We start from the raw sequence: 26,269 nt of genomic DNA, 5'->3' as shown, positions 1-26,269 counted from the left end.
GGCATGGAAGAACTCGCCAATCTGTTTCACGGCTTCGCCGTCGCGCTTCAACCCTTCAACATCATGGTGATGATCCTCGGAATCGTGCTCGGGGTGATCATCGGCGTGCTGCCGGGACTGGGCGGCGCCAATGGCGTTGCGATCCTGCTGCCGCTGACCTTCAGCATGCCGCCGACCTCGGCGATCATCATGCTGTCCTGCATCTATTGGGGCGCGCTGTTCGGCGGTGCCATTACATCGATCCTGTTCAACATTCCCGGCGAACCATGGTCGGTCGCGACCACCTTTGACGGCTACCCGATGGCGCAGCAGGGCAAGGCCGGCGAGGCGCTGACCGCGGCCTTCACCTCCTCCTTCGTCGGCGCCTTGTTCGCGGTTGTGATGATCACGCTGGTCGCGCCGCTGGTCGCGAGCTTCGCGCTTAAGTTCGGCCCGGCGGAGAAATTCGCCGTCTACTTTCTCGCTTTCTGCAGCTTCGTCGGCCTGAGCAAGGAGCCGCCGTTCAAGACGATCGCGGCGATGATGATCGGCTTCGCTTTGGCCGCGGTCGGGCTCGATTCGATCACCGGCCAGCTTCGGCTCACCTTCGGCATCACCGAACTGCTCAACGGCTTCGACTTCCTGATCGCCGTGATCGGCCTGTTCGGCATCGGCGAGATCCTGCTGACGATGGAGGAAGGCCTGAGCTTCCGCGGCGGCAACGCGCAGATCAATCTGCGGGTGGTGCTGCAGACCTGGAAGGAGATGCCGGCGTATTGGCTGACGTCGCTGCGCTCCTGCCTGATCGGCTGCTGGATGGGCATCACGCCGGCGGGTGCCACGCCGGCGTCGTTCATGAGCTACGGCATCGCCAAGCGCGTCTCCAAGCGCGGCAAGAATTTTGGCAACGGCGAAATCGAGGGCGTGGTCGCGCCGGAAACGGCGGCCCATGCCGCGGGCACAGCAGCATTGCTGCCGATGCTGTCGCTCGGCGTGCCCGGCTCGCCCACGGCGGCGGTGCTGCTCGGCGGCCTGCTGATCTGGGGGCTGCAACCCGGGCCGATGCTGTTCGTCGAGCAGAAGGAGTTCGTCTGGGGCCTGATCGCCTCGATGTATCTCGGCAACCTCGCCGGACTGCTCGTCGTGCTGACCTGCGTCCCGATCTTCGCGGCGATCCTGCGCATTCCCTTCAGCATCATTGCACCGCTCATCCTCGTGCTCTGTGCGATCGGCGCCTATTCGGTGCATAGCAGCACGTTCGACGTCGTGCTGATGCTGGTGTTCGGTGTGCTTGGCTACCTGTTCAAGAAATGCGGCTATCCGCTCGCCCCGCTGGTGCTCGCCATCGTGCTCGGGGACAAGGCTGAGGAAGCCTTCCGTCAATCGCTGCTGGGATCCCAGGGATCGCTCGCGGTGTTCTTCTCGAATGGTCTGGTCAGCACCATCATGGTGCTCGGACTGATTGCGCTGTTCTGGTCGGCGATCCAGGAAGGATATGGCCGGCTGCGGACATCCGCCGTTTGAGCCCTACTCCGATAGTTCAACTACAAACAGACACAGCTGCGTCGTATTGTCGCTGCATCGATTTACCTTGCTTTATCGGGGCTTTTTGCGATGGCTGATCAGCGGCTGCAGACGAAATCGCTTGTCTATTGGCATATCATATACCAAACTCTCGCGCATAGCTGTTAGCTCAAAAATAGACAGCCTGGAGGAAACATGACGGACTTGGCTCACGCGGGAGCCCCCGCAACTGCAAGAGTAAGCGACGCCTATCGCTGGACGCAGCTCGCGGTCGGCGTTCTGGCGATGGTGATGATCGCCAACTACCAATATGGCTGGACCTTCTTCGTCCCCGATATCGCCAAGACATTCGGTTGGGATCGCGCGTCGATCCAGTGGGCGTTCACGCTGTTCGTGCTGTTCGAGACCTGGCTCGTGCCGGTCGAGGGCTGGTTCGTCGACAAGTACGGCCCGCGCATCGTCGTCCTCGTCGGCGGCGTGCTCTGCGCGATCGGCTGGATGATCAACGCCTACGCCACCTCGCTCAACGGCTACTATCTCGGCATGATCATCGCGGGCATCGGCGCCGGCGGCGTCTACGGCACCTGCGTCGGCAACGCGCTTAAGTGGTTCCCCGACAAGCGCGGCCTCGCTGCCGGCATCACGGCGGCCGGCTTCGGCGCCGGCTCGGCGCTGACCGTCGCGCCGATCCAGGCCATGATCCGCGACTCCGGCTTCCAGACCACCTTCCTGTATTTCGGTCTCGGCCAGGGCATCATCATCGTCATCCTCGCCTTTTTCCTGTTCGCTCCGAAGGAAGGCCAGGTTCCGGCCGCGACACAGAACGCAAACCTCGTGCAGAGCCGCCGCAACTACAATCCGACCGAAGTGGTCCGCCAGCCGATCTTCTGGCTGATGTACTTCATGTTCGTGATCGTCGGCGCCGGCGGCCTGATGGTCACCGCCAACCTCAAGCCGATCGCCGGCGACTGGAAGGTCGACAACATCCCGGTGACGCTGATCGGCATGACCATGACCGCCGTGACCTTCGCCGCCACCATCGACCGCGTGCTGAACGGCCTGACGCGTCCGTTCTTCGGCTGGATCTCCGACAACATCGGCCGTGAGAACACGATGTTCATCGCCTTCGGCATGGAAGGCATCGGCATCTGGGCGCTGTACATGCTCGGCCACGATCCGGTGTGGTTCGTGATCCTCTCCGGCTTCGTGTTCTTTGCCTGGGGCGAGATCTACTCGCTGTTCCCCTCGACCTGCACCGACACGTTCGGCACCAAGTTCGCGACCACCAATGCCGGCCTGCTGTACACGGCCAAGGGGACGGCTGCGCTGCTGGTGCCGATCGCGAACTACATGCAGCAGTCGTCCGGCAATTGGGACCAGGTCTTCATGATCGCAGCCGGCGCCAACATCCTGGCCTCGATCCTGTCGATTGCGGTACTCAAGCCCTGGCGAAAGGTTGTGGTCGAGAAATCCACGCTCTGAAGGCGCCTTTCCGCAGTGCAATAAAAATAAAATAGAACGATTCCAAAACCGCGACGCTCGGCATTTTGCCGAGCGTTTTCTTTTGCTTGTTCCCTTACTCGCGTTTCGCTGCATGGCAACATCGCGCGGCCACCGTCGCATGCCATATTGCCGACTGGAATATATTATACCAGTATACCAAGACATACAGACGACGGCTGCACCGCCAGCATGAGCAGGCTGGGAAAAAGTGCCGTCTTGGGAGGACACATGGTTTCCAGCACAGAGGCAACACCGCCCGTCGAGACACAGTCCAGCGGCTTCCGCTGGATCCAGCTTGCAATGGGCATCGTCTGCATGGCGATGATCGCGAACCTGCAATATGGCTGGACGCTGTTCGTCGACCCGATCGACGCGAAATTTCACTGGGGCCGCACGGCCATCCAGCTGGCCTTCACGATCTTCGTCGTGACCGAGACTTGGCTCGTGCCGGTCGAAGCCTGGTTCGTCGACAAATACGGTCCGCGCGTCGTCATCATGTTCGGCGGCGTCATGATCTCGCTGGCCTGGGTGCTCAACTCCTATGCCGACTCGCTCACCCTGCTCTATGCTGGTGCGGTGATCGGCGGCATCGGCGCCGGCGCCGTCTACGGCACCTGCGTCGGCAACGCGCTGAAGTGGTTTCCCGATCGCCGCGGCCTCGCCGCCGGAGCGACCGCCGCCGGCTTCGGTGCTGGCGCTGCGCTGACCGTGGTGCCGATCGCCAGCATGATCGCCTCGAGCGGCTATCAGAGCGCCTTCCTGACCTTCGGTATCGGCCAGGGCCTGATCGTGTTCGTGCTCGCGATCTTCCTGCGGCCGCCGACCAAGGCTGCCCCTGCGCGAAAGAAGCAGCTCAACCTGCCGCAGAGCAAGATCGACTACACCCCGCCGCAGGTGCTGCGCGCGCCGATCTTCTGGATCATGTACCTGGTGTTCGTGATGGTCGCCTCCGGTGGCCTGATGACCGCCGCGCAGATCGCACCGATCGCCAAGGACTTCGGCATTGCCAACGAGCCCGTGAGCCTCGCCGGCTTCCAGATGGCAGCCCTGACGTTCGCGATCTCGCTCGACCGCATCTTCGACGGCTTCGGCCGTCCGCTGTTCGGCTGGATCTCCGATACGATCGGCCGCGAGCACACCATGTTCATCGCCTTCGGCACGGCCGCCGTGATGTTGCTGACCTTGGCGAACTATGGCCACAACCCGATCGTGTTCGTGCTCGCGACCGCCGTCTATTTCGGCGTCTTCGGCGAGATCTACAGCCTGTTCCCGGCGACCTCCGGCGACACGTTCGGCAGCAAATATGCCGCGACCAACAACGGCATGCTCTACACCGCGAAGGGCACCGCCTCGCTGCTGGTCCCGCTCGCGAGCCTCGTCTCCGCCAAGTATGGCTGGCAGGCCGTGTTCGTGATCGGTGTCGGCCTCAACGCGACGGCGGCGCTGCTGGCGCTGTTCGTGATCAAGCCGCTGCGCCGCGCCTTCATCCTCGGCAAGGAGGCCGCGGTCACCGAGCCGGCGGCGCAGGATGCCCGCACGGCGTAACGTCCCACTTTCTTCCCGCAACTTCACGAGGCGCACCCCGGTGCGCCTCTTTTGTTTTGGGCCAGGCTCTCCCGAAGGCCCATCTGCAGCAGTCCCGACCGAAAGCGCCGGGAAGGACAGGATGACTGACGCGAAATCAGGGGCTGGGACGCACAAAAACCGCTCAGACCGATTGACTTCTGGCATAACGTATACCAGACTTGGGCCGTAAATGAAAACCAACGGGAGGGTGCCATGAAAGTCGGAGACATCCTGCGCAACAAGACAGCGCGCGTGATCACGGTGCGAATGAACGAGACCGTTGGCGTGGCGGCGCAGCTGATGCGCGCCAGCGATGTCAGCGCCCTCGTCGTCAAGGACGTCGTCCGCACGGAAGGCAACACCGCGGCCGGCATGTTCACCGAGCGCGATGTCGTGCGCGCCATCGCCGAGCATGGCGCCGCCGGCGTCAATCTGAAGGTCTCGCAGCTGATCTCGCCGCAGCGGCTGATCTCCTGCAGCACCGAGGACACGCTGGAGCATGTGCGGCACCTGATGAACGTGCACCACATCCGCCATCTGCCGGTCATCGTCGACTTCGCGCTGGCCGGCGTCATCAGCATGCGCGACATCTCGACCGCCTTCGACGAGGCGGAAGCGCCCGTCGCCGCCTGACGCGACACGCCGCGTCAGCCGAACGGCTTCCATCGCTTTTGAAGTCTTGTCGGAACAGCGCGCCGCCTGTAGGCGGTGCGCAGGCGCGAGCGGCACGGTCCGCTCGCCGCTGCCTCCGGCCGGACAGGATTCCTTGCGATGAAAGCTTATGTCTATGGCGCCCAGGGCGCCGCGATCACCGAGATTGCCAAGCCCGCGCCGAAGGGCACCCAGGTGCTGGTGCGCGTGCGCGCCTGCGGTCTCAACCGGGCCGATCTCGGCATGACCAAGGGCCATGTGCATGGCGCCGCCGGCGGCGTCGGCACTGTGCTCGGCATGGAATGGGCCGGCGAGGTTGCCGAGCTTGGGCCTGACGCCAAGGGCGTGAAGGTCGGCGACAGAGTGATGGGCTCCGGCGCCGCCGCCTTTGCCGAATACACCCTCGCCGATCATGGCCGGCTGTTCCACGCACCGTCGAACATGAATTTCGACGAGGCGGCCACGCTGCCGATCGCGCTCTCGACGATGCACAACGCCGTCGTCACCAACGGCGCGCTGCAGCCCGGCCAGGCCGTGCTCGTGCAGGGCGCGAGCTCCGGCGTCGGCCTGATGGCGATGCAGATCGCCAAGCTCAAGGGCGCCTCGCTCGTCATCGGCTCTTCCACCGATGCGATGCGCCGCAATCGGCTCAAGGAGTTCGGCGCCGATCTCGCGATCGATTCGAGCGATCCCGCCTGGGTCGATCAGGTGCTGCAGGCGACGCATGGCCGGGGCGTCGACCTGATCATCGACCAGGTCTCGGGCTCGGTCGCCAATCAGAACCTTGCCGCGACCAAGGTGCTCGGCCGCATCGTCAATGTCGGCCGGCTCGGCGGCACCCATGCCGATTTCAACTTCGACCTCCACGCGGCGCGCCGCATCACCTATGTCGGCGTCACCTTCCGCACCCGTTCGATCGAGGAGATCCGCGCGATCTTCGACGAGGTCAAGACGGACATCTGGGGCGCCGTCGAGCAGCGCAGCTTGCGCCTTCCGATCGACCGCGTGTTCGGCTTCGACGACATCGGCGCGGCGTTCGCGCACATGGAGGCGAACAAGCATCTCGGCAAGATCGTGGTGACCGTGTGATCGCAATCTCCTGACATTTAGAAGCAATCGAAACAGTGCGCGATCCATGCACATGGGCCGCGCGATCCCGGCTTTCATGGCGCGGCCTCGGCTGCTACATCCGCGCCTATGAGCGATGCCGTCTCCCATCCCGACTCCGGAAAAGCCCGCGTCGCCGCGATCTCGATCGCGGCGAGCGCCAGCATGGCCGCGGCGAAGTTTATCGTCGGCATCCTGATCGGCAGTCTCGCACTCGTCTCCGAGGCGCTGCACAGCGCGGTGGACGTCGTCGCCACCGTCATCACCTGGATGGTGGTTCGGGTATCGGACCGGCCGGCCGACGACGAGCATCATTACGGCCACGGCAAGCTGGAGAGCCTGTCGGCGCTCGGCGTCATCGCCCTGCTCTATGTGCTGGCCGGCGGCGTGCTGGTCGAATCCGTCAGCCGCCTGCGCGAGGCAGCGGCGCCGCCATCGCTTTCGGCGATCCCGTTCGTGGTGCTGGCGATCGACATCGCCGTGAACTTCTGGCGCGCCCGCGCGCTGCACCGTGCCGCGCACGAGACCCACAGCCAGGCGCTCGCCGCCGACGCGCTGCATTTCGCCTCCGACGTGCTTGGCTCGATCGCCGTCATCGCCGGCCTCGTCCTCTCCGCGCTCGGCTTCTGGTGGGGCGATTCCGCCGCCGCCGTCGCCGTCGCCGTGATGATCTCGGTGCTCGGCCTTCGGCTCGCGCGCTCCACCGTAGAAACACTGCTCGACCGTGCGCCGGAAGGCGCGGCCGAGAAGGCGGACGCCGCGATCCGTTCGGTCGCCGGCGTCGTCGACGTTGAGCGCCTGCGCGTGCGGCTCGTCGGCGCCACGCATTTCGTCGACGCCACCGTGCAGGTGCCGCGCACCTATCCGATCGACCGCGTCGACGAGATCAAGCGCCAGGCGCAGGCCGCGGTCGGCAAGAGCCTGTCGGAGGCCGACGTCACTTTCACCACGGTGCCAGTGGCGCTGAGCAATGAGAGCGTGCGCGAGCGCATCATGGTGATCGCGCGCAATTCCGGCCTCGCCATTCACCACGTCACCGTCCACGACATCGGCGGCCGGCTCATTGTCGCGATCGATCTCGAGGTCGACGGCGACATGAGCCTGGTCGCCGCGCATGCGATCGCGCACGAGCTGGAGCGCTCGATCCGTGACGAGTTCGGCGCCGACGTCGAGGTCGACACCCATATCGAGCCTCTCGAACCCGAGCTGCCGTTCGGCATCGACGCGTCGGCGCAACGCGTCGCCGAGATCGCCGAGGCGCTGCAGCGCTTCGCCGCCGAGACCGACATGTACGACGTGCACAACATCCGCGTCCGCAACACCGAGGCCGGCGAGATCGTCAACTTCCACTGCCGCGCCGCGCCGTCGATGAGCGTGCTCAAGGTGCACGACAACGTCGACCACATTGAGCGCGGCGTGCGGCGCGCCTTCCCGACGGTGAAGCGCGTCATCAGTCACGCCGAGCCGCCGCACGGCTGAAGCCGTAAAGTCACGCTCCGTTCTCGCTTCGGACTCCTCCGGCCGGCTTTTCGCCATGACAAATCCGCATTGGATAAGATTTATTAGCTTTTGCCAAATCGTTGACTCTCGACAGCCTGAGAAATCTGGATTCAAATCAACTTGATTCGGAAGCGGCTGGGGCTCTTTCGAAATTCGGGTATCCAAAGAAAGTTTCGGGGGTCTACAGCATGGCGCGTGCGCATGCCGCGAACGCGTGCGTCCAATCTTCTGATTCCATCAAAGGGTTGGCGCAATCGATCGCGAAACCGGCCTATCAAAGGCTGCTGACTGCTGAGCCGGTATTGCGTCGTGCTGTCCCCACTTTGATCATCGCCTTCCTGGTCACGATCTGTCTCGGCGCCTTCGTCCAGGTGCTCGACCACAGCCGGCAGAAGCGCGGCGCGACCAAGCGCGACCTCGCGGCGATCTCGGATCTGCTCGCCGACCGCATCGGTCATCTGGCGATGCGTCCCGACCGGGTCGCCAACATCGAGCACCTGCAGAGCCTGCTGCCGGATCTGATCCCGGCCTGGGGCGTCGCACCCGGCCGCCACGTGATCATCACCGGGGCCGACCACCGCATCCTCGCCCGGGTCCCGGTCGACGCCGGTCTCGGCGAGAACGACCGCATCCTCGACCTGATCTCGACCGCGCAGCTGCTCGCCACGCCGGGCCTGCAGGGCGCCGTCACCGAGATCACCTTGCCGAACGGCCGTCCCGCCTTCGCCGTCTCGCAACTGATCAAGGCTCTGCCCGGCCGCGTCGTCGTGATCCAGGAGAAGATCGAGCCGATCTGGGGCTCGGACGCCGCACTGTCGATCACGCTGTCGGCGACGACAGGATTCGTCGTGCTGATCCTCGGCTTCGCCTTCCACTGGCAGTCGACCCGCGCCCGCGAAGGCGACCTCATCAACGACGCCGTCCGCGGCCGCATCGACACCGCGCTGAACCGCGGCCGCTGCGGATTGTGGGACTGGGACCTGTCGCGTGGCCGCATCTTCTGGTCGAACTCGATGTTCGCGATGCTCGGCCTCGACAACCGCACCGACCTGCTCACCTTCGGCGAGGTCAACGCTCTGGTGAACTCGGATGACATCGACCTGTTCGCCATCGCCGACCAGCTCGTCGCCGGCGAGCTCCGCCACATCGACCAGAGCTTCCGCATGCGCCACACCGAGGGTCACTGGATCTGGCTGCGGGTCCGTTGCGAGCTGAGCCAGGGCACCACCGATTCCGGCCTGCACCTGATCGGCATCGCGGTCGACGTCACCGAGCAGAAGAGCCTGGTCGAGAAGACCGTCGAGGCCGACCTGCGGCTGCGCGACGCGATCGAGACGATCTCGGAAGCCTTCGTGCTGTGGGACGCCAACAACCGCCTGGTGCTGTGCAACTCGCACTTCCAGAAGCTGCACAAGCTGCCGGACACGGCCGTCACCCCCGGCACCTCCTATGAGACCGTCATCGAGGTCGGCAAGATGCCGGAGATCCGCACCCGGCTGCATGACAACAGCCAGCAGGCGCAGGGCGGGCGCACCTTCGAGGCCCAGCTCGACGACGGCAGCTGGCTGCACATCTCCGAGCGCCGCACCAAGGACGGCGGCTACGTCTCGGTCGGCACCGACATCACCCGCATCAAGGAGCACGAGCAGAAGCTGGTCGACAACGATTTGCGCCTGCGCGCCACCGTGATCGACCTGCAGCGCTCGCAGACCGCGCTGGAGCGCCAGGCCATCGAGCTCGCCGACCTCGCCGAGAAGTACTCGCAGGAAAAGACCCGCGCCGAGGAAGCCAACCAGACCAAGTCGAAATTCCTCGCCAATATGAGCCACGAGCTGCGCACGCCGCTCAACGCCATCATCGGCTTCTCCGAGATCATGGGCAGCGGCATGTTCGGCTCGCTCGGCTCGGAGAAGTACCAGGAATACTGCCACGACATCCTGACCTCCGGTCAGTATCTGCTCGAAGTGATCAACGACATCCTCGACATGTCGAAGATCGAGGCCGGCCGCATGAAGCTCGACATGGAGCCGCTCGACCTCGCCAAGACGCTGGCGGAGTCGCTGCGCGTCGTCTCCGGCCGCGCCCAGGACAAGAGCCTGGTGCTCGACGCCGACATCGAGGGCAGCATCCCCGTCATCGCCGACCGCCGCGCCACCAAGCAGATCATGGTCAACCTGCTGTCCAACGCGGTGAAGTTCACCCCCGAAGGCGGCCGCGTCACGATGCGCAGCCGGGTGTTCGAGGACAAGGTCGTGCTGATCATCGCCGACACCGGCATCGGCATCCCGGCGCAGTCGCTGGCCCGGCTCGGCCGTCCCTTCGAGCAGGTCGAGAGCCAGATGACCAAGACCTATCACGGCTCCGGCCTTGGCCTCGCCATCGCCCGCTCGCTGGCCCAGTTGCATGGCGGCTCGATGCGGCTGCGCTCGCGCCTGGAATGCGGCACCGTCGTCCGCGTCACCCTGCCCCGCGACGCGTACAAGGCCACGGCGAGCATCTCGGTCGCGGCGTGAGGTCGGCGCTCGCTGCTGATCAACGACTAAGGCCATCACCGCGGCGCTCAAACAACCGCAGAAGAGCGCGGTGCAAATGACTGCGCCCTCGCCCCTTGCGGGAGAGGGCATGTCGGACGGTGCAGCAAGCTCGCTTGGGTGAGGGGTATGCTTCCACGAGCGTAGCTCGCCGAGAGATACCCCTCACCCAACCGCGTGCGAGGAAAGGCTTGAGATGCCCTCTCCCGCAAGGGGCGAGGGCGCTGTATCGCACAGCCCGATGTTGGCGCCCGCCCGGGCCAAGCCCGTGTTGATTGGCACGAACGATGAGCACGCTCCCAGCACAACTGCATCAACAACCACCGCTGTCGTCCCGGGCTTGACCCGGGACCCATACTCCCAGGGAGCGGTGTGAGGCACACCCGTCGTCTATCCCGCGCCTCGCACCCGCCGCGGCGTATGGGTCCCGGGTCGGCGCCACGACGCGCTGTCGCGCATCGCGGCTTGCCCGGGACGACACCTGAGGATCCGATTCACACTTCAAACAGCAACGGCGTCAGCGCTTCTAACAAGATCGGACATGACGACGCGCTCTCGCGGCACATGACGCCCGAGGTCTGCGATCAGTCATGCCCCTCGACACTGCAAAGGGCGCAGGGAAGGCCAGACGTCGGCTGACGCCTGCGGCCCGCCTGCGAGAAAAATGCAGGCGGCAGGTACCACAGGTGCAGCCGGACACGCCCGGCCTTCCCTGCGCGATGGTCTCACGCTTATACGCAGTCGCCCTGGTGCGCCGGCTTGTTGGCCACCATGCCGCGGCAATGCTTGCGCATTGCGCGGGAGACACCGGCTTCGGGGTGTCAGGCCGCTACGACTTCACGTCCGCAAGAGGTTCGTTCGTCGGCATGCTCTTGACGAGCCTGCTGCGAACTCTCGCGGCCACCGCCTCCCCGCCTCGCGTGTCGTGACGATCGCGCGCAACGCCCCTTTGCATGAGGCGGGATGGGCAGAGACAATCATGAATTCAGAAAAATGGCAAGAAGTTTTTGTTTTTCGGAAGTCATCGAACTGAACGACCCGACGGATGCGGACGAAACAGCAGATGGCAATTTTCGCCAAGTCCGCGTCGCACGGACGATGCGAAGCTGCAGCGACTTCACCGTGCACAGCTGAGGACGAACAGATGCTGAAACGTATTTGGCGCGGCTGGACCAGCCCGGCCAATGCAGATGCCTATGAAGACCTGCTCCGTGCGACGATCTTTCCGGGCATCATGGACCGGAAGATCGAGGGACTTCTCGGCATCGAGCTGCTGCGCCGGCCTGACGACACCGAGGTCGAATTCATGACGATCATGGCGTTCGCCGACCAGGACGCGATCGTTCGCTTCGCCGGGCCGGCGCATGAAACGGCCGTCGTGCCGCCGGCCGCGCAGCGCCTGCTCAGTCGCTACGACGAGCAGGCGGCGCATTTCGAACTGCGGACCACGTGCCGGCCGTGATCGAGGATCGCTGCGCGCCGCGGCGACTTCATCGCATCGCCCCGCCGGTTCATCCGAGCGGATTGTCGCCGAAGCGCTGCCATAGCTTCTGGTAGCGCTTGGCGAGATGCTCGTCGTCCTCTTCGAAGGCATCGCCGGACGGCTCCGGTCCGCCGAGGCCGGCCTCCGGCTCGGAGTGATCGCGGACGTCGCCCTGTCCGCCCTTCTCCCGAAAAACCTTCAACGTGACATAGTAGATCGCTTCGAACTCCCAGGCCCCATTCGGGCCGGCCGCGCCATCGAAGTCAGCCAGACTGTCCGGATCGGCCATCGCAGCCTCGTAGACCTCCCGACCGCGCGTCACGAGCCAGCGCCGGAAATACTCGAAGCCGTCATCTGAACAGCCGCCATGGACGACGTAGGCGGCGCCCCAGAGGTCCCACGTATAGGCTGCGTTCAGATAGCGGCGAAACGCGACCTCGAAGCCGGTGATCTGCTCCAGGGGCAGCTCGCGCAGGGCCGATTCGAGCGCTTCCGACTTCGCCGGCGGAAGCCGCAATCGTTCGCGCAATGATCCGCCAGAACTGCTCGGCCGGCATCGCCTCGGTCCTCACGTCTTGCCTCCCTCATATGTCGGACATACACGTGCCGACCCGCCCTGTCCTGCGCATGCGGAATGACGGTGGTTGTGACGCATCAGGATTGACGAGGCGATCGGGTCTGGCATAGCCCACAACTATTCTTAACGCTGCCGCGATAGCGTGATCAATTGCGCCTTCGCCCCAACATTGGAGCCCTGGGTGACAGCAGCGCGACCGTGTCGGAGTTGGAGGAGCGGATGCGGTGGCCAATGCCTGCGATGGCCGGAGGCACCTTGAGGCTCGTCTTCGACACGCTGATCTCCGCCGCCGTCGCTTCTGCGCTGTCAGCAGCCGCGTGGAGCGCCATCGGCACGACCAGCAACCTCCTTCTCATTGTCCTGTTTGCGCCGATTGTGATCCTGCTGGTCGGACTGTTCCTCACGGGTGCTGTGTTCGGGATCACCATGGCGCTCTCAGCGGGCCGTTACGGGCTGGTGCTCGGCCCAATTCTCGTTGCGGCGGCTGTGTCCCTGAGGTTGGCACTCGCGGGGTCCTGAGCCGCCCTGCGGGGCTGCACGCGTGCGCCGGGCGATCGCAACACTCGCCTCACGCCTGCAGACTGGGCGCGACCTCGCGCGCAATCTGGACCAGCGCCGCGATCAGCGGGGTCATCGGGTCGCGCTGCGGGATGACGAGGCCGATCTGGTAGTTGATGACGGGATCGATGATCGGGATCGAGCGCACCTTGTCGGCGAGACCCAAGGTCTCGGCCAGCTTGGCCGGCATCACGCTGGCCCAGCGGCCGGTCTTCACATGGGTGTAGAGCACGAGCAGCGAGTTCGAGGTCAGCGTCGGCGTGACCTCGTTGCCGGCGGCGCGCAAGGCGCGATCGATGATGCGGCGGTTCTGCATGTCCGGGGTCAGGAGGCACAGCGGCACCTGCCCGACCTCCTGCCAGGTCACCTGCTCGCGATCGCCGAACATCGCGTCGGGCGCCGTCAGCAGCCGGTAGCTTTCGTTGTAGAGCGGGATGGTTCTGACACGGCCGATCGGCTCGTTCTCGATATAGGTCAGCCCGGCATCGACCTCGAGGTTCTCCAGCAGGCCGAGCACGTCGGCCGACGTGCACGACATGATGCGGAACCGCACCTCCGGATGCCGCGCACGGAACGGGGTCGTCAGCGACGCAACCATGCCGAGCACGGTCGGCACCGCCGCAAGCCGTATTTCGCCGGAGAGCTTGTCCTTGAGGCCGTTGATCTCCTGCCGCATCGCCCGGAAGTCGCCGACGATCCGGCGCGCCCAGTCGAGCGTGCGCTCGCCCTCCGGCGTGAACCCCTGGAACCGCGAGCCGCGCTGCACCAGCATCACCCCGAGGATCTCCTCGAGCTGTTTGATGCTGGTCGACATGGTCGGCTGGGTGACGCCGCATGTCTCCGCCGCCCGGCCGAAATGGCGCTCCTTGGCCAGCGCCAGCAGCAGTTCAAGCTTGTCGATCAAGAGGTCGGCCTTCCAGCGGTTGAACAGCCTGGTTCCGCACGTTTTTCGGCGGCCACGCCAAAGTGAAACTCTATCACGGCACGGCGATCGCCGACATGGTAAAACGCGCCGCATCGGGGTCGCGAGAAGGCCTGTTTTTCGTCAACTTCTAGCTATCTCTCGATTGCGTTTCGCTATCGCAGCACGGGACTGCTTTATTGATATCTTGAGCAATTCCAATTCTGATGTGCGAAACGTTTTCAACGCAGAATCGGGATCAGGATGACGCCGGTGTACGAGACTTGGGAGGCGGCGCGCGGCGCCGAGATCATCGCCGAACATAGCAAGATGGAGGGGGCAACCTTGCCGATCCTTCATGCGTTGCAGGAGACGTTCGGCTACGTGCCGGAGGACGCCCTCCCGATGATCGCCTCCGCGTTGAACCTGTCGCGCGCCGAGGTTTACGGCGTGTTCACGTTCTACCATGATTTCCGCGCCAAGAAGGCCGGCCGTCACGTGCTGAAGCTGTGCCGCGCCGAGGCCTGTCAGGCTGCCGGCGGCGATGCGCTCGCGGCGCGCGCCGAAGCGAAGCTCGGCATTGCCATCGGCAACACCACAGCCGACGAGCGCGTGACGCTCGAGCCGATCTACTGCCTCGGCCTGTGCGCGACGGCGCCCTCGGCGATGCTCGACGGCCGTCTGGTCGGCCGTCTAGATGAAGCCCGTATCGATGCTCTCGTCTCGGAGGCCCAGCGATGAGCGTGCGTCTTTTTGTCCCGTGTGATGCCGGCGCGCTCGCCGTCGGCGCCGATGAAGTCGCCCACGCGCTGCACAGCGCGGCGCTGGCCCGGGGTGTCGAAATTGAGATCGTCCGGAACGGCTCCCGTGGGTTGTACTGGCTGGAGCCGCTGGTCGAGCTGGCGACGGCGCAAGGGCGCTTCGGCTTCGGCCCGGTGACGGCAGACGACGTGCCGTCGCTGCTCGATGCTATTATCGCCGACAAGCCGCACAAGCTCTCGCTCGGGCTGGTCGAGGAGATCCCGTGGTTGAAGCGGCAGACCCGCCTCACCTTCGCCCGCTGCGGCGTCGTCGATCCGCTCTCGCTCGACGACTACCGCGCCCATGGCGGCTACAAGGGCCTCACGCGCGCCCTGACGCTGACGCCGGATGCAGTGATCGCCGAGGTCACCACGTCCGGCCTGCGCGGCCGCGGTGGCGCCGGCTTCCCGACCGGCATCAAGTGGAAGACGGTGTCGCAGACGTCAGCCGACCGCAAATACGTCATCTGCAATGCCGACGAAGGCGATAGCGGCACCTTCGCCGACCGCATGCTGATGGAAGGCGACCCCTTCGTTCTCATCGAAGGCATGACCATCTGCGGCCTCGCGGTGGGCGCCACCAAGGGCTACATCTACACCCGCTCGGAATATCCGCACGCGATCGCCACTATGACCAAGGCGATCGAGATCGCCAAGTCGGCCGGCCTGCTCGGCAACAAGGTCGCCGGCTCGGACTATACGTTCGAGCTGGAGGTGCGCACCGGCGCGGGCGCCTATGTCTGCGGCGAAGAGACCGCGCTGATGGAGAGCCTCGAGGGCAAGCGCGGCCTGGTCCGCGCCAAGCCGCCGCTGCCCGCCCATCACGGCCTGTTCGGCAAGCCGACCGTCGTCAACAATCTGCTGTCGTTCGCGGCCATTCCCTTCATCCTCGACGAGGGCGCCAAGGCCTATGCCGATTTCGGCATGGGACGCTCGCGCGGCACGATGCCGATCCAGATCGCCGGCAACGTCAAGTTCGGCGGCCTGTTCGAGACCGCGTTCGGCATCACGCTGGGCGATCTGGTCGACGACATCGGCGGCGGCACCTTCACCGGCCGCCCTGTCCGCGCGGTGCAGGTCGGCGGCCCGCTCGGGGCCTACTTCCCGCGCGCGCTGTTCGATACGCCGTTCGACTACGAGGCGTTCGCCGCCAAGGACGGCCTGATCGGCCATGGCGGCATCGTCGTGTTCGACGACACCGTCGACATGTCGAAGCAGGCGCGGTTCGCGATGGAGTTCTGCGCCATCGAATCCTGCGGCAAGTGCACGCCCTGCCGCATCGGCTCGACGCGCGGCGCCGAGACCATCGACAAGATCCGCCGCGGCGAGCGCGTGGCCGAGAACATCGCCCTGGTCGAAGACCTCTGCGGCACGATGAAGCTCGGCTCATTGTGCGCGCTCGGCGGCTTCACGCCCTACCCCGTGCTATCAGCGCTCAAGCACTTCCGCGAAGACTTCGGACCTCAGCAGCCGCGCCTCCAGGCTGCGGAATAGACGTTCGGGAACAAGGACACAGCCATGTCGCTCATCCACGAAACCGATTTCGGTACACCCCGCTCCAAGTCCGAAACCATGGTGACGCTCACCATCGACGGTCAGAGCATCTCGGTGCCCGAGGGCACCTCGATCATGCGCGCGGCGATGGAGGCCGGCACGCAGATTCCGAAACTCTGCGCGACCGACATGGTCGACGCGTTCGGCTCCTGCCGGCTCTGCCTCGTCGAGATCGAGGGCCGCAACGGCACGCCGGCGTCGTGCACCACGCCGGTTGCGGCCGGGCTCGTGGTCCACACCCAGACCGATCGGCTGAAGAAGATCCGCAAGGGCGTGATGGAGCTCTACATCTCCGACCATCCGCTCGACTGTCTGACCTGCGCTGCCAATGGCGATTGCGAGCTGCAGGACATGGCCGGCGCGGTCGGCCTGCGCGACGTGCGCTACGGCAACCAGGGTGAGAACCACGTGTTCGCCGACGCCTGCGGCGAGGCCAATCCGGCCTGGCTGCCGAAGGACGAGTCCAACCCCTATTTCACCTACGATCCCTCCAAGTGCATCGTCTGCTCGCGCTGCGTCCGCGCCTGCGAGGAAGTCCAGGGCACCTTCGCGCTGACCATCTCCGGCCGCGGCTTCGACAGCCGGGTGTCGCCGGGCATGAGCGAGAGCTTCCTGGGTTCGGAATGCGTGTCCTGCGGCGCCTGCGTGCAGGCCTGCCCGACCGCGACCCTGACCGAGAAGAGCGTGATCGAGATCGGCCAGCCCGAGCATTCGGCAGTCACCACCTGCGCCTATTGCGGCGTCGGCTGCACCTTCAAGGCGGAGATGCGCGGCGAGGAAGTCGTGCGCATGGTGCCCTACAAGGACGGCAAGGCCAATCGCGGCCATTCCTGCGTCAAGGGCCGCTTCGCCTGGGGCTACGCCACCCACAAGGAGCGCATCCTCAAGCCGATGATCCGCGAGACCATCGACCAGCCCTGGCGCGAAGTCTCCTATGACGAGGCGTTCACGTTCGCGGCGCAGAAGATGCGCGGCATCCAGGCCAAATACGGCCGCGACTCGATCGGCGGCATCACCTCCTCCCGCTGCACCAACGAGGAGACCTACCTCGTTCAGAAGCTGATCCGCGGCGGCTTCGGCAACAACAACGTCGACACCTGCGCCCGCGTCTGCCACTCGCCGACCGGCTATGGGCTCGCCACCACCTTCGGCACCTCGGCCGGCACGCAGGACTTCGACTCGGTCGAGGACAGCGACGTGATCATGGTGATCGGCGCCAACCCGACCGATGCGCATCCGGTGTTCGCCTCGCGCATGAAGAAGCGGCTGCGCCAGGGCGCGAAGCTGATCGTCGTCGATCCGCGCAAGATCGACCTCGTGAGTTCCGCGCACGTCAAGGCGGACTATCATCTGCCGCTGCTGCCGGGCACCAACGTCGCGATCATGACCGCGCTGGCGCATGTGATCGTCACCGAAGGCCTCGTCGACGAAGCCTTCGTGCGCGAGCGCTGCGACTGGAGCGAGTTCCAGGACTGGGCCGAGTTCGTCTCGCAGGAGAGGAACAGCCCGGAGGCGATCGCCAAGATCTCCGGCGTCGACCCCGAAGCGATCCGCGGCGCGGCCCGGCTCTATGCCACCGGCGGCAATGGCGCGATCTATTACGGGCTCGGCGTCACCGAGCACAGCCAGGGCTCGACCACGGTTATCGCGATCGCCAATCTCGCGATGGCCACCGGCAATATCGGCCGCCGCGGCGTCGGCGTGAACCCGCTGCGCGGCCAGAACAACGTGCAGGGCTCCTGCGACATGGGCTCGTTCCCGCACGAGCTGCCGGGCTACCGGCACATTTCGGGCGACGCGGTGCGTGACCAGTTCGAGGCGATGTGGAACGTCAAGCTCAACCCTGAGCCGGGCCTGCGCATCCCCAACATGTTCGACTCGGCGATCGACGGCACCTTCATGGGCCTCTACGTCCAGGGCGAGGACATCCTGCAGTCCGATCCCAACACCAAGCACGTGGTGCAAGCGCTGTCGTCGATGGAATGCGTCATCGTGCAGGACCTGTTCCTGAACGAGACCGCCAACTACGCCCACGTGTTCCTGCCGGGCTCGACCTTCCTGGAGAAGGATGGCACCTTCACCAATGCCGAGCGCCGCATCCAGCGCGTCCGCAAGGTGATGACCCCGCGCAACGGCCTCGCCGACTGGGAGGTCACGATCGGGCTGGCCAAGGCGATGGGCTTCGAGATGAAGTACTCTCATCCGTCCGAGATCATGGACGAGATCGCGGCGCTGACGCCGACCTTCACCGGCGTCTCCTATCAGAAGCTCGACGAGATGGGCTCGGTGCAGTGGCCCTGCAACGAGAAGTTCCCCGAGGGCTCGCCGATCATGCATGTCGACGGCTTTGTCCGCGGCAAGGGCAAGTTCGTGGTCACCGAATATGTCGCGACCGACGAGCGCACCGGCCCGCGCTTCCCGCTGCTGCTCACGACGGGCCGCATCCTGTCGCAGTACAATGTCGGCGCCCAGACAAGGCGCACCGACAACGTGGTGTGGCATGGCGAGGACGTGCTGGAGATCCATCCGCACGACGCCGAGCAGCGCGGCATCCGCGACGGCGACTGGGTGCGGCTGATCAGCCGCGCCGGGGAGACCACGCTGCATGCGCTGATCTCCGAGCGTGTGGCGCCGGGCGTGGTCTACACCACGTTCCACCACCCGCTGACCCAGGCCAACGTCATCACCACGGACTATTCCGACTGGGCGACCAATTGTCCGGAGTACAAGGTGACGGCGGTGCAGGTGTCGCAGTCCAACGGTCCGTCGGACTGGCAGAAGGCCTATGACGAGCAGGCCCGCAACTCGCGCCGCATCGCCCCGATCGTGGAGGCGGCGGAGTAGCATGGCCGATGCAGTGCGCATCGCGGATCGTCTGGTCTGGCGCGACGGGGCCCTCTCCGAGGGCCACCGCCGCGTCCCGGAGGAGACCGCGGTCGCGCTGACCTATAATGGCGGCACCCAGGCCGTCATGATGGCGACGCCGCAGGATCTCTCCGACTTCGCCATGGGCTTCAGCCTCAACGAAGGCATCATCGCGAGCCGCGACGAGATCATCTCGCTCGATGTCGTCGAGCTCGCCGACGGCATTGAGCTGCGGATGTGGCTGCCGCCGGAGCTGGCTGCGCGGATGTCCGAGCGCCGGCGAAGTCTCGCCGGCCCCACCGGCTGCGGCCTGTGCGGCATCGATTCCATCGCGGAAGCGGTGCGGCCGGTGGCGCGCGTCACCGCAGGCCGGCGCTTCACGCCGCGCGAGATCATGACGGCGCTGGCCGCGATCGAGCCGCTGCAGAAGCTCAACCACGAGACCCGCGCGGTGCACGCCGCGGCGTTCTGGACCCCGGCGCGCGGCATCGTCGCTTTGCGCGAGGATGTCGGCCGCCACAACGCACTCGACAAGCTCGCCGGCCACCTGGCACAGGCGCGCTGCGCGGCCAGCGAGGGCCTCGTGATCATGACGAGCCGCGTCTCGGTCGAGCTGGTACAGAAGGCCGCCGCCATGGGCGCGCCCGTGCTGGTCGCGGTGTCGGCGCCGACCGCGCTCGCCATTCGCATGGCCGAGGCTGCCGGCATCACCCTCGTTGCGGTGGCCCGCAACGACGGCTTCGAAATCTTCACCCATCCCGACAGGATCGTCGCCAGCACGGATCCGGTCGCGCGATCAACACAGACGGACCATCCTCATGTCGCATAGCACCCAAGACCGCCTCGTCTACATGGCCAACCAGATCGGCAAGTTCTTTCATTCCCAGGGCGGCGAGCAGGCCGTGAGCGGCGTCGCCGAGCACATCAAGAAGTTCTGGGACCCGCGCATGCTCAAGACGATCTACGCCCATCACGACGCCGGCGGCGCCGGCCTCGATCCGGACGTCAAGGAAGCAATCGGCCGGCTGAAGGACGCCGCTGTCGCGAAGGAAAAGGCGTAACGCGTATCGGCGGGCACTGTCCCGTAGCCCGCATGAGTGGACGCCTGAGCCCAAAGGGCCCAGGCGGACGCGATATGCGGGACCAGCCTCTGTTACCCGGTGAGCGAGCCGCTGAACCCGGATGTCGCTTCGCTCATCCGGGCGACCAATTTCCTCGTACCGCCCCTACCCGCCCGGCTGGTCGTCGTGCTCGGCCTGGGACAGCTCGGCGATGGCGAGGTCGCCGGAATCGGCCATGCGGGCCTTCGCCGTGGTCGTGACATGCGCGGCCAGTGCCGGCATGCGCGCGATCAGGGCGTGAAAATCCTGCGCGTCGAGCACCAGCAGCCGCGTCTTGCGCGTCGCCGTGACGGTGCCGGAGCGCTTGGTCCGGTGCAGCAGCGCGATCTCGCCGAAAAAGGTGCCGTCCGCGAGCTTCACGCATTGCGCCGGCAGCTCGATCTCGACCTCGCCCGCGGTGATGAAATACATCGACGAGGCGGCATCGCCGCGCCGCACCAGCACCTCGCCGGATTCGATCGTGCGCGCGCGCAAGAGCCGCATGATGTCGGCGATCTCGGCCGCCGTCAGATGTGAGAACAGCGGCACCCGCGCCAGCATGCCCCAGGTGACGACGAAATCGCGCCGCTTGATCTCCTCGGCGAAGGCGGTGGAGATGATGGCGACCGGCAACGCGATCATGGCAAAGCCCCAGATGATCGCGAAGACCGTGATGACGCGGCCGAGCGGCGTCACCGGCACGACGTCGCCATAGCCGACGGTGCCGAGCGTCACGATCGCCCACCACATCGCATGCGGGATGGTGCCGAACTTGTCCGGCTGCACGTCGCGCTCGACCGCATAGAGCAGCGAGGCGAACAGCAGCACCGCGCCGGCCAGGATCACGAGGCAGCCGATCAAAGTGCGGCGCTCGGCCTGGACCGCCGACAGCAGCGAGCGCAGCGCCGGCGAATAGCGCACCAGCTTGAGGAACGGCAGCACGATGCACACGGCTTCCAGCGTGCGATCGCCGATTGCCAGAGCGATCGCCGCCGGGACGAACGACAGCAGGTCGATGACGCCGAGCGCGGAGAGGGCGTAAGCGACGCGGTCCTGGCGCGGCGACTGGCGCCGCAGCATGTGGCCGGCCACGCTCCACAGCCGCGCGACATATTCGGCGGCGAACACGATCAGCGCACCGATCTTGATCAGCCGCAGCGGCCATCCGAAGGACGCGGCAATATCCGGGTCCGAGGCCAGCACCACCGCCAGCACATCGAGCGTGATGACGAGCACGATCAGCTGGACGAAGCGCGAGCCGTGCGTGTTCGGCAGATGGTCGTGCTCGAGCAACTCGTAGAGCCGGTCCCGCAGATCGGGATCGCGAACGCGCTCGCCCGGCCCGAGCGCCGGCACGGTCAGCCGGAAGCCTTGCTGATCGCGCTCTCGATCGCGGCCAGCGCAGCCTCCGCCTTGGAGCCATCGGGGCCACCGGCCTGGGCCATGTCGGGACGGCCACCGCCGCCCTTGCCGCCCAGCGCCTCCGACGCAGCGCGCACCAGCTCGACCGCGTTGAAGCGCGATGTGAGATCGGCGGTCACGCCGACAACCACGCCGGCTTTGCCGTCCTCGGCCCGGCCGACGATGGCGACGATTCCGGAGCCGAGCTGCTTCTTGGCCTCGTCGACGAGGCTCTTGAGATCCTTCACCTCGACGCCATCGACCGCACGGGCCATCAGCTTGACGCCGTTGACCTCACGGATGCCGGAGGCGCCTCCGCCTGCAGCGGTGCCGCCGCCCATCGCGAGCTTCTTGCGCGCGTCCGACAGCTCGCGCTCGAGCTTCTTGCGCTCCTCCATCAAGGCGGTGATGCGCGCCGGCACCTCGTCGACGGTGGTGCGCAGCTCGGCCGCGGCCGCCTTGGCGAGCGAGAGATTGTGGTTGGCATGCGCGCGCGCCCCGCGCGCCGTCAGCGCCTCGATGCGGCGGACGCCCGATGCGACGGCGCTCTCGGAGGTGACCGCGATCAGGCCGATGTCGCCGGTGCGCCTGACATGGGTGCCGCCGCACAGCTCGACCGACCAGCCCAACGTATTGGAGCCCTGGTCACGCGCGACGTTGCCCATCGAGACGACGCGGACCTCGTCGCCATATTTCTCGCCGAATAGCGCGCGGGCGCCGGCCTCGCGGGCATCATCCAGCCCCATCAGCCGGGTCGTGACCTCGGCATTTTCCAGCACGACGTCGTTGGCGATGTCCTCGACGCGGGCGAGCTCATCCGCGGTGATCGGCTTCGGATGGACGAAGTCGAAGCGCAGCCGGTCGGGCGAGACCAGCGAGCCGCGCTGGGCGATGTGGTCGCCGAGCACCAGCCGCAGCGCCTCGTGCAGGATGTGGGTGGCCGAGTGGTTGGCGCGGATCGCCGAGCGTCTGACATGATCGACGTCGAGCTGCAGCGCGGTGCCGAGCTTGAGCGTGCCCTGCTCCACCGTGCCGAGATGCACGAACAGGTCGCCGGCCTTCTTCTGGGTGTCGGTGATGCGGATGCGGACGCCGTCGCCGGTCATCACGCCGGTGTCGCCGACCTGGCCGCCGGACTCGCCATAGAACGGGGTCTGGTTGAGCACGATCGCGCCGCTCTCGCCGGTCTTGAGGACTTCGACCTGTTGGCCGTCCTTGACCAGCGCAGTGACGGCGCCTTCGGCGGTCTCGGTCTCATAGCCGAGGAATTCGGTGGCGCCGAGCGTCTCGCGCAGCGGGAACCAGATGGTCTCGGTCGCGGCCTCGCCGGAACCGGCCCAGGCGGCGCGCGCCTTGGCTTTCTGGCGGTCCATGGCGTCGGTGAAGGAAGCCTGGTCGACGCTGATGCCGCGCGACTTCAGCGCGTCCTGCGTGAGGTCGAGCGGGAAGCCATAGGTGTCGTACAGGGTGAAGGCGACGTCGCCGTCGAACATGTCGCCCTTCTGCAAGCTGGACGACTTCTCGTCGAGGATCGCAAGGCCGCGCTCCAAGGTCTTGCGGAAGCGCGTCTCTTCCAGCCGCAAGGTTTCCTTGATCAGGCTCTCGGCGCGGATCAGCTCCGGATAGGCCTGGCCCATCTCACGCGAGAGCGTGCCGACCAGTCTGTGCATCAAGGGCTCGCGGGCGCCGAGCAGCTGGGCGTGGCGCATCGCGCGGCGCATGATCCGGCGCAGCACGTAGCCGCGGCCCTCGTTCGACGGCAGCACGCCGTCCGAGATCAGGAACGACGAGGCGCGCAGATGGTCGGCAATGACGCGCAGGCTCGCCTTCTGCGGCCCCTGCGGATCGGCATTGGTGAGGTCGGCAATCGCCCGGATCAGCGCGACGAACAGGTCGATGTCGTAATTGTCGTGCTTGCCCTGCAGCACGGCCGCGACGCGCTCCAGGCCCGCGCCAGTGTCGATCGAGGGCTTCGGCAGGGGATTGCGGACGCCGCCCTCGAGCTGCTCATACTGCATGAACACGAGGTTCCAGATCTCGATGAAGCGGTCGCCGTCCTGCTCCGGCGAGCCCGGAGGGCCGCCCCAGATCTTGTCGCCGTGGTCGTAGAAGATCTCCGAGCACGGGCCACACGGGCCGGTGTCGCCCATCTGCCAGAAATTGTCCGAGCCGGCGATCCGGATGATGCGCGACTCAGGCAGGCCCGCGATCTTCTTCCAGAGCCCGAACGCTTCGTCGTCGTCGACATAGACGGTCGCGGTCAGCTTGTCCTTCGGGAGGCCGAACTCCTTCGTGACGAGCTTCCAGGCGAGCTCGATGGCGTTCTCCTTGAAATAGTCGCCGAACGAGAAGTTGCCGAGCATCTCGAAGAAGGTGTGGTGCCGGGCGGTGTAGCCGACATTGTCGAGATCGTTGTGCTTGCCGCCGGCACGGACGCATTTCTGCGACGTGGTGGCGCGGTTGTACGGCCGCTTCTCGACGCCGGTGAAGACGTTCTTGAACTGCACCATGCCGGCGTTCGTGAACATCAAGGTCGGGTCGTTGCGCGGCACGAGCGGCGAGGACGGCACGATCTCGTGGCCGTTCGCAGCGAAGAAATTGAGGAAGGTCGACCTGATCTCGTTGACGCCGCTCATAGCAATCCAATCGAAGAAGTCCGGGAATTCGGCGGCATTGCTTTTAGACAAGGGGCCTTCGCGTGTCCAGAAACCGTCCAGAACATCATGGGGTTGCTGCACGGCTCCTAAAGCTGGTTGAAAGCCGCCGACAGTGCGTTGACAGCTCGGGTGAGCTGGTGTTTTGTCGCCAGCACTGACGACAGTCGCGTCGGGAGAGACCGTCTCTTGAGGTTCAGCTTGAACATCAAGGGCCGGCGCCGAAGGAGCAACCGCCCCGGAAACTCTCAGGCAAAAGGACCCTCGCGACTGCGAATGCATCTGGAAAGAGACGCCCGCCCGGATTTGACCGGGATGCGTCCGCCGACGGGATAATACTCTCAGGCACAGCGACAGATGGGGCTTCGGTGGCGTTTTTCGGGACTGGTCCCGAGGAACCGCGCGAGGACCCTTGATCGATGGCTGAACCGGCTGCTGCAACGTCTTCCTCCCTAAAACGAACGCCGCTCCATGCCCTGCATGTGAGCCTCGGCGGCAAGATGGTGCCGTTCGCCGGCTATGAGATGCCGGTGCAATACGCGCCCGGCGTGCTCAAGGAGCATCTCCATACCCGCGCTGCGGCCGGCCTGTTCGACGTCTCCCACATGGGTCAGGTCGCGCTGGTGCCGAAATCCGGCAAGGTGGCCGACGCCGCAGCCGCGCTGGAGCGGCTGGTGCCGCAGGACATCATCGGCATCCCGCCGGGCCGCCAGCGCTATGCCCAATTCACCAGCGCCGAGGGCGGCATCCTCGACGACCTGATGGTGGCGAATTTCGGCGAGCACCTGGTGCTGGTCGTCAACGCTGCCTGCAAGGAGGCCGACATCCAGCTGCTGCGCGAGGGCCTGTCCGACGTCTGCGAGGTGCAGCCGCTGGCCGACCGGGCGCTGCTGGCGCTGCAGGGGCCACGCGCGGCGGCCGTGCTGACGAAATTCTGTGCAGACGCCGACAGCCTGCGGTTCATGGATGCGGGGCCGCGCATGGTCGACGGGCTCGCCTGCTACGTCTCGCGCTCCGGCTATACCGGCGAGGACGGCTACGAAATCTCCGTTCCGGCCGACAAGGCCGAGCAGCTCGCCGAGGCCCTTCTGTCCGACAAGGACGTGCTGCCGATCGGGCTCGGGGCCCGCGACAGCCTGCGGCTGGAGGCCGGGCTCTGCCTCTACGGCCACGACATCGACACGGGCACGACGCCGGTCGAGGCGGCGCTGGAATGGTCGGTGCAGAAGGTCCGCCGCACGGGCGGCGCGCGCGCCGGCGGTTTTCCAGGGGCCGACAAGATCCTCGCGCAATTCGACAGCGGCGCAGCCCGCCGCCGCGTCGGGCTCAGGCCGGAGGGCCGTGCGCCAGTGCGCGAGGGAGCCACGCTGTTCGCGACGGCCGACGCCAGCGAGCCGGTCGGCAAGGTCACCTCCGGCGGCTTCGGGCCGACGCTGAACGCGCCGGTTGCCATGGGCTATGTGCCGACCGCCCTCGCCGCTGTTGACACGCAGCTGTTCGCCGATGTGCGCGGGCAGCGCCTGCCGCTGCGCGTCGCCGCCATGCCGTTCGTTCCCAACACCTACAAACGTTGACCCCTGCAAAGCGCTGAAGGACGTCCATGACCACGCTCTACACCTCCGACCATGAATGGCTCAGCATCGAGGGCGATGTCGCCACCATCGGCATCACTGATTTTGCCCAGGCCCAGCTCGGCGACGTCGTGTTCGTGGAGCTGCCGCAGGTCGGCCGCGCGCTGAAGAAGACGGAAGCCGCTGCCGTGGTCGAATCGGTCAAGGCCGCCTCCGACGTCTACGCGCCGATCACCGGCGAGGTGGTCGAGGTCAACCAGGCGATCGTCGATGAGCCCGCTCTGGTCAACACCGACGCCGGCGGCAAGGCCTGGTTCTTCAAGCTCAAGATCGCCGACAGAAGCGAGCTCGGCGGCCTGATGGATGAGGCTGCCTACAAGGCGCACACCGCGTGATGCTCCCGCGGGCCACCACACCCGCCGTCATGCCCCGCGCAGGCGGGGC

General features: G+C 66.0%; 20 protein-coding genes and 1 riboswitch. Of the genes, 16 read left to right on the top strand and 4 right to left on the bottom strand.

Annotated features, from left to right (window positions below; translation table 11 throughout):
• The first annotated feature begins 3 nt into the window (after nucleotides 1–3).
• The 8 genes from QQL87_RS21190 (at nucleotide 4) to QQL87_RS21155 (ending at nucleotide 11,823) form a co-directional block, all read left to right on the top strand.
• Nucleotides 4–1,503 (top strand): tripartite tricarboxylate transporter permease, encoded by a 1,500-nt coding sequence (locus tag QQL87_RS21190; protein WP_284420617.1) that lies wholly within the window; start codon nucleotides 4–6, stop codon nucleotides 1,501–1,503.
• A gap of 195 nt (nucleotides 1,504–1,698) precedes the next feature.
• The gene (gene oxlT, locus QQL87_RS21185) at nucleotides 1,699–2,985 is read left to right on the top strand and encodes an oxalate/formate MFS antiporter (protein WP_284420618.1); all 1,287 of its coding nucleotides are present in this window, start codon (nucleotides 1,699–1,701) and stop codon (nucleotides 2,983–2,985) included.
• A 249-nt stretch (nucleotides 2,986–3,234) separates the two neighbouring features.
• Nucleotides 3,235–4,551 carry an oxalate/formate MFS antiporter gene (oxlT, locus tag QQL87_RS21180; RefSeq protein ID WP_284420619.1) on the top strand — a complete coding sequence of 439 codons (1,317 nt, stop codon included), beginning with the start codon at nucleotides 3,235–3,237 and terminating at the stop codon, nucleotides 4,549–4,551.
• A gap of 234 nt (nucleotides 4,552–4,785) precedes the next feature.
• On the top strand, nucleotides 4,786–5,205 hold the full coding sequence (locus QQL87_RS21175) for a CBS domain-containing protein (RefSeq protein ID WP_284420620.1): 420 nt from the start codon (nucleotides 4,786–4,788) through the stop codon (nucleotides 5,203–5,205).
• 138 nt (nucleotides 5,206–5,343) lie between these two features.
• The gene (locus QQL87_RS21170; RefSeq protein ID WP_284420621.1) at nucleotides 5,344–6,312 is read left to right on the top strand and encodes a zinc-binding dehydrogenase; all 969 of its coding nucleotides are present in this window, start codon (nucleotides 5,344–5,346) and stop codon (nucleotides 6,310–6,312) included.
• 108 nt (nucleotides 6,313–6,420) lie between these two features.
• Nucleotides 6,421–7,809, top strand: coding sequence for a cation diffusion facilitator family transporter (locus QQL87_RS21165; RefSeq protein WP_284420622.1), 1,389 nt, complete (start codon nucleotides 6,421–6,423; stop codon nucleotides 7,807–7,809).
• A 209-nt stretch (nucleotides 7,810–8,018) separates the two neighbouring features.
• Entirely contained in the window at nucleotides 8,019–10,343 is a 2,325-nt protein-coding gene (locus QQL87_RS21160; RefSeq protein ID WP_284420623.1) for a sensor histidine kinase, read from the top strand.
• 1,162 nt (nucleotides 10,344–11,505) lie between these two features.
• The gene (locus QQL87_RS21155; RefSeq protein WP_284420624.1) at nucleotides 11,506–11,823 is read left to right on the top strand and encodes an antibiotic biosynthesis monooxygenase; all 318 of its coding nucleotides are present in this window, start codon (nucleotides 11,506–11,508) and stop codon (nucleotides 11,821–11,823) included.
• Between the two features lie 49 nt (nucleotides 11,824–11,872).
• On the opposite strand, the gene QQL87_RS21150 is transcribed toward QQL87_RS21155, so the two are convergent.
• Complete coding sequence (locus tag QQL87_RS21150; protein WP_284420625.1) at nucleotides 11,873–12,373, bottom strand: DUF4240 domain-containing protein; 501 nt, start codon at nucleotides 12,371–12,373, stop codon at nucleotides 11,873–11,875.
• A gap of 303 nt (nucleotides 12,374–12,676) precedes the next feature.
• Between QQL87_RS21150 and QQL87_RS21145 the strand changes: the two genes are divergently transcribed.
• Entirely contained in the window at nucleotides 12,677–12,940 is a 264-nt protein-coding gene (locus tag QQL87_RS21145) for a hypothetical protein (protein ID WP_284420626.1), read from the top strand.
• A 49-nt stretch (nucleotides 12,941–12,989) separates the two neighbouring features.
• Here the strand turns inward: QQL87_RS21145 and QQL87_RS21140 are convergent, their stop codons facing one another.
• Nucleotides 12,990–13,883, bottom strand: a complete 894-nt coding sequence (locus QQL87_RS21140) for a LysR family transcriptional regulator (RefSeq protein WP_284420627.1) — start codon at nucleotides 13,881–13,883, stop codon at nucleotides 12,990–12,992.
• 261 nt (nucleotides 13,884–14,144) lie between these two features.
• On the opposite strand from QQL87_RS21140, the gene QQL87_RS21135 reads away from it, so the two are divergent.
• Genes QQL87_RS21135 through QQL87_RS21115 form a run of 5 tightly spaced genes read left to right on the top strand, consistent with a single transcriptional unit; the run spans nucleotide 14,145 to nucleotide 20,160 of the window.
• A complete protein-coding gene (locus tag QQL87_RS21135) occupies nucleotides 14,145–14,621 on the top strand; it encodes a formate dehydrogenase subunit gamma (protein ID WP_284420628.1) in 477 nt (158 codons plus the stop codon).
• Entirely contained in the window at nucleotides 14,618–16,174 is a 1,557-nt protein-coding gene (locus QQL87_RS21130; RefSeq protein ID WP_284420629.1) for a formate dehydrogenase beta subunit, read from the top strand. The genes QQL87_RS21135 and QQL87_RS21130 overlap by 4 nt, the downstream gene beginning before the upstream one ends.
• 24 nt (nucleotides 16,175–16,198) lie before the next feature.
• Complete coding sequence (fdhF, locus tag QQL87_RS21125) at nucleotides 16,199–19,078, top strand: formate dehydrogenase subunit alpha (protein WP_284420630.1); 2,880 nt, start codon at nucleotides 16,199–16,201, stop codon at nucleotides 19,076–19,078.
• A 1-nt stretch (nucleotide 19,079) separates the two neighbouring features.
• A complete protein-coding gene (fdhD, locus tag QQL87_RS21120) occupies nucleotides 19,080–19,928 on the top strand; it encodes a formate dehydrogenase accessory sulfurtransferase FdhD (protein ID WP_284420631.1) in 849 nt (282 codons plus the stop codon).
• On the top strand, nucleotides 19,918–20,160 hold the full coding sequence (locus QQL87_RS21115; RefSeq protein WP_284420632.1) for a formate dehydrogenase subunit delta: 243 nt from the start codon (nucleotides 19,918–19,920) through the stop codon (nucleotides 20,158–20,160). Before fdhD ends, QQL87_RS21115 begins: the two co-directional genes overlap by 11 nt.
• Before the next feature lie 165 nt (nucleotides 20,161–20,325).
• On the opposite strand, the gene QQL87_RS21110 is transcribed toward QQL87_RS21115, so the two are convergent.
• Nucleotides 20,326–21,555 carry a cyclic nucleotide-gated ion channel gene (locus QQL87_RS21110; RefSeq protein ID WP_284420633.1) on the bottom strand — a complete coding sequence of 410 codons (1,230 nt, stop codon included), beginning with the start codon at nucleotides 21,553–21,555 and terminating at the stop codon, nucleotides 20,326–20,328.
• 2 nt (nucleotides 21,556–21,557) lie between these two features.
• On the bottom strand, nucleotides 21,558–24,236 hold the full coding sequence (gene alaS, locus QQL87_RS21105; protein WP_284420668.1) for an alanine--tRNA ligase: 2,679 nt from the start codon (nucleotides 24,234–24,236) through the stop codon (nucleotides 21,558–21,560).
• A gap of 181 nt (nucleotides 24,237–24,417) precedes the next feature.
• Nucleotides 24,418–24,528: riboswitch (glycine riboswitch) on the top strand.
• Nucleotides 24,529–24,673: 145 nt separating this feature from the next.
• Here alaS and gcvT point away from each other — a divergent pair.
• Nucleotides 24,674–25,828, top strand: coding sequence for a glycine cleavage system aminomethyltransferase GcvT (gene gcvT / locus QQL87_RS21100; RefSeq protein WP_284420634.1), 1,155 nt, complete (start codon nucleotides 24,674–24,676; stop codon nucleotides 25,826–25,828).
• A 26-nt stretch (nucleotides 25,829–25,854) separates the two neighbouring features.
• The gene (gcvH, locus tag QQL87_RS21095; RefSeq protein ID WP_284420635.1) at nucleotides 25,855–26,220 is read left to right on the top strand and encodes a glycine cleavage system protein GcvH; all 366 of its coding nucleotides are present in this window, start codon (nucleotides 25,855–25,857) and stop codon (nucleotides 26,218–26,220) included.
• Nucleotides 26,221–26,269: the final 49 nt, after the last annotated feature.

The sequence above is a fragment of the Bradyrhizobium sp. SSBR45G genome (genome assembly GCF_030159255.1).
Classification (GTDB): Bacteria; Pseudomonadota; Alphaproteobacteria; order Rhizobiales; family Xanthobacteraceae; genus Bradyrhizobium.
Note: the sequence above shows the minus strand (reverse complement) of the source record. Positions and strands in the feature narration are given on the sequence as shown.

Bases quoted from the DNA above. Each gene is read 5' to 3' on its own strand.
- QQL87_RS21130 (WP_284420629.1), top strand. From the start codon at position 14,618: ATGAGCGTGCGTCTTTTTGTCCCGTGTGATGCCGGCGCGCTCGCCGTC.
- QQL87_RS21165 (WP_284420622.1), top strand. From the start codon at position 6,421: ATGAGCGATGCCGTCTCCCATCCCGACTCCGGAAAAGCCCGCGTCGCC.
- fdhD (WP_284420631.1), top strand. From the start codon at position 19,080: ATGGCCGATGCAGTGCGCATCGCGGATCGTCTGGTCTGGCGCGACGGG.
- oxlT (WP_284420619.1), top strand. From the start codon at position 3,235: ATGGTTTCCAGCACAGAGGCAACACCGCCCGTCGAGACACAGTCCAGC.
- QQL87_RS21155 (WP_284420624.1), top strand. From the start codon at position 11,506: ATGCTGAAACGTATTTGGCGCGGCTGGACCAGCCCGGCCAATGCAGAT.
- QQL87_RS21170 (WP_284420621.1), top strand. From the start codon at position 5,344: ATGAAAGCTTATGTCTATGGCGCCCAGGGCGCCGCGATCACCGAGATT.
- fdhF (WP_284420630.1), top strand. From the start codon at position 16,199: ATGTCGCTCATCCACGAAACCGATTTCGGTACACCCCGCTCCAAGTCC.
- QQL87_RS21190 (WP_284420617.1), top strand. From the start codon at position 4: ATGGAAGAACTCGCCAATCTGTTTCACGGCTTCGCCGTCGCGCTTCAA.
- gcvT (WP_284420634.1), top strand. From the start codon at position 24,674: ATGGCTGAACCGGCTGCTGCAACGTCTTCCTCCCTAAAACGAACGCCG.
- gcvH (WP_284420635.1), top strand. From the start codon at position 25,855: ATGACCACGCTCTACACCTCCGACCATGAATGGCTCAGCATCGAGGGC.
- QQL87_RS21115 (WP_284420632.1), top strand. From the start codon at position 19,918: ATGTCGCATAGCACCCAAGACCGCCTCGTCTACATGGCCAACCAGATC.
- oxlT (WP_284420618.1), top strand. From the start codon at position 1,699: ATGACGGACTTGGCTCACGCGGGAGCCCCCGCAACTGCAAGAGTAAGC.
- QQL87_RS21160 (WP_284420623.1), top strand. From the start codon at position 8,019: ATGGCGCGTGCGCATGCCGCGAACGCGTGCGTCCAATCTTCTGATTCC.
- alaS (WP_284420668.1), bottom strand. From the start codon at position 24,236: ATGAGCGGCGTCAACGAGATCAGGTCGACCTTCCTCAATTTCTTCGCT.
- QQL87_RS21175 (WP_284420620.1), top strand. From the start codon at position 4,786: ATGAAAGTCGGAGACATCCTGCGCAACAAGACAGCGCGCGTGATCACG.
- QQL87_RS21135 (WP_284420628.1), top strand. From the start codon at position 14,145: ATGACGCCGGTGTACGAGACTTGGGAGGCGGCGCGCGGCGCCGAGATC.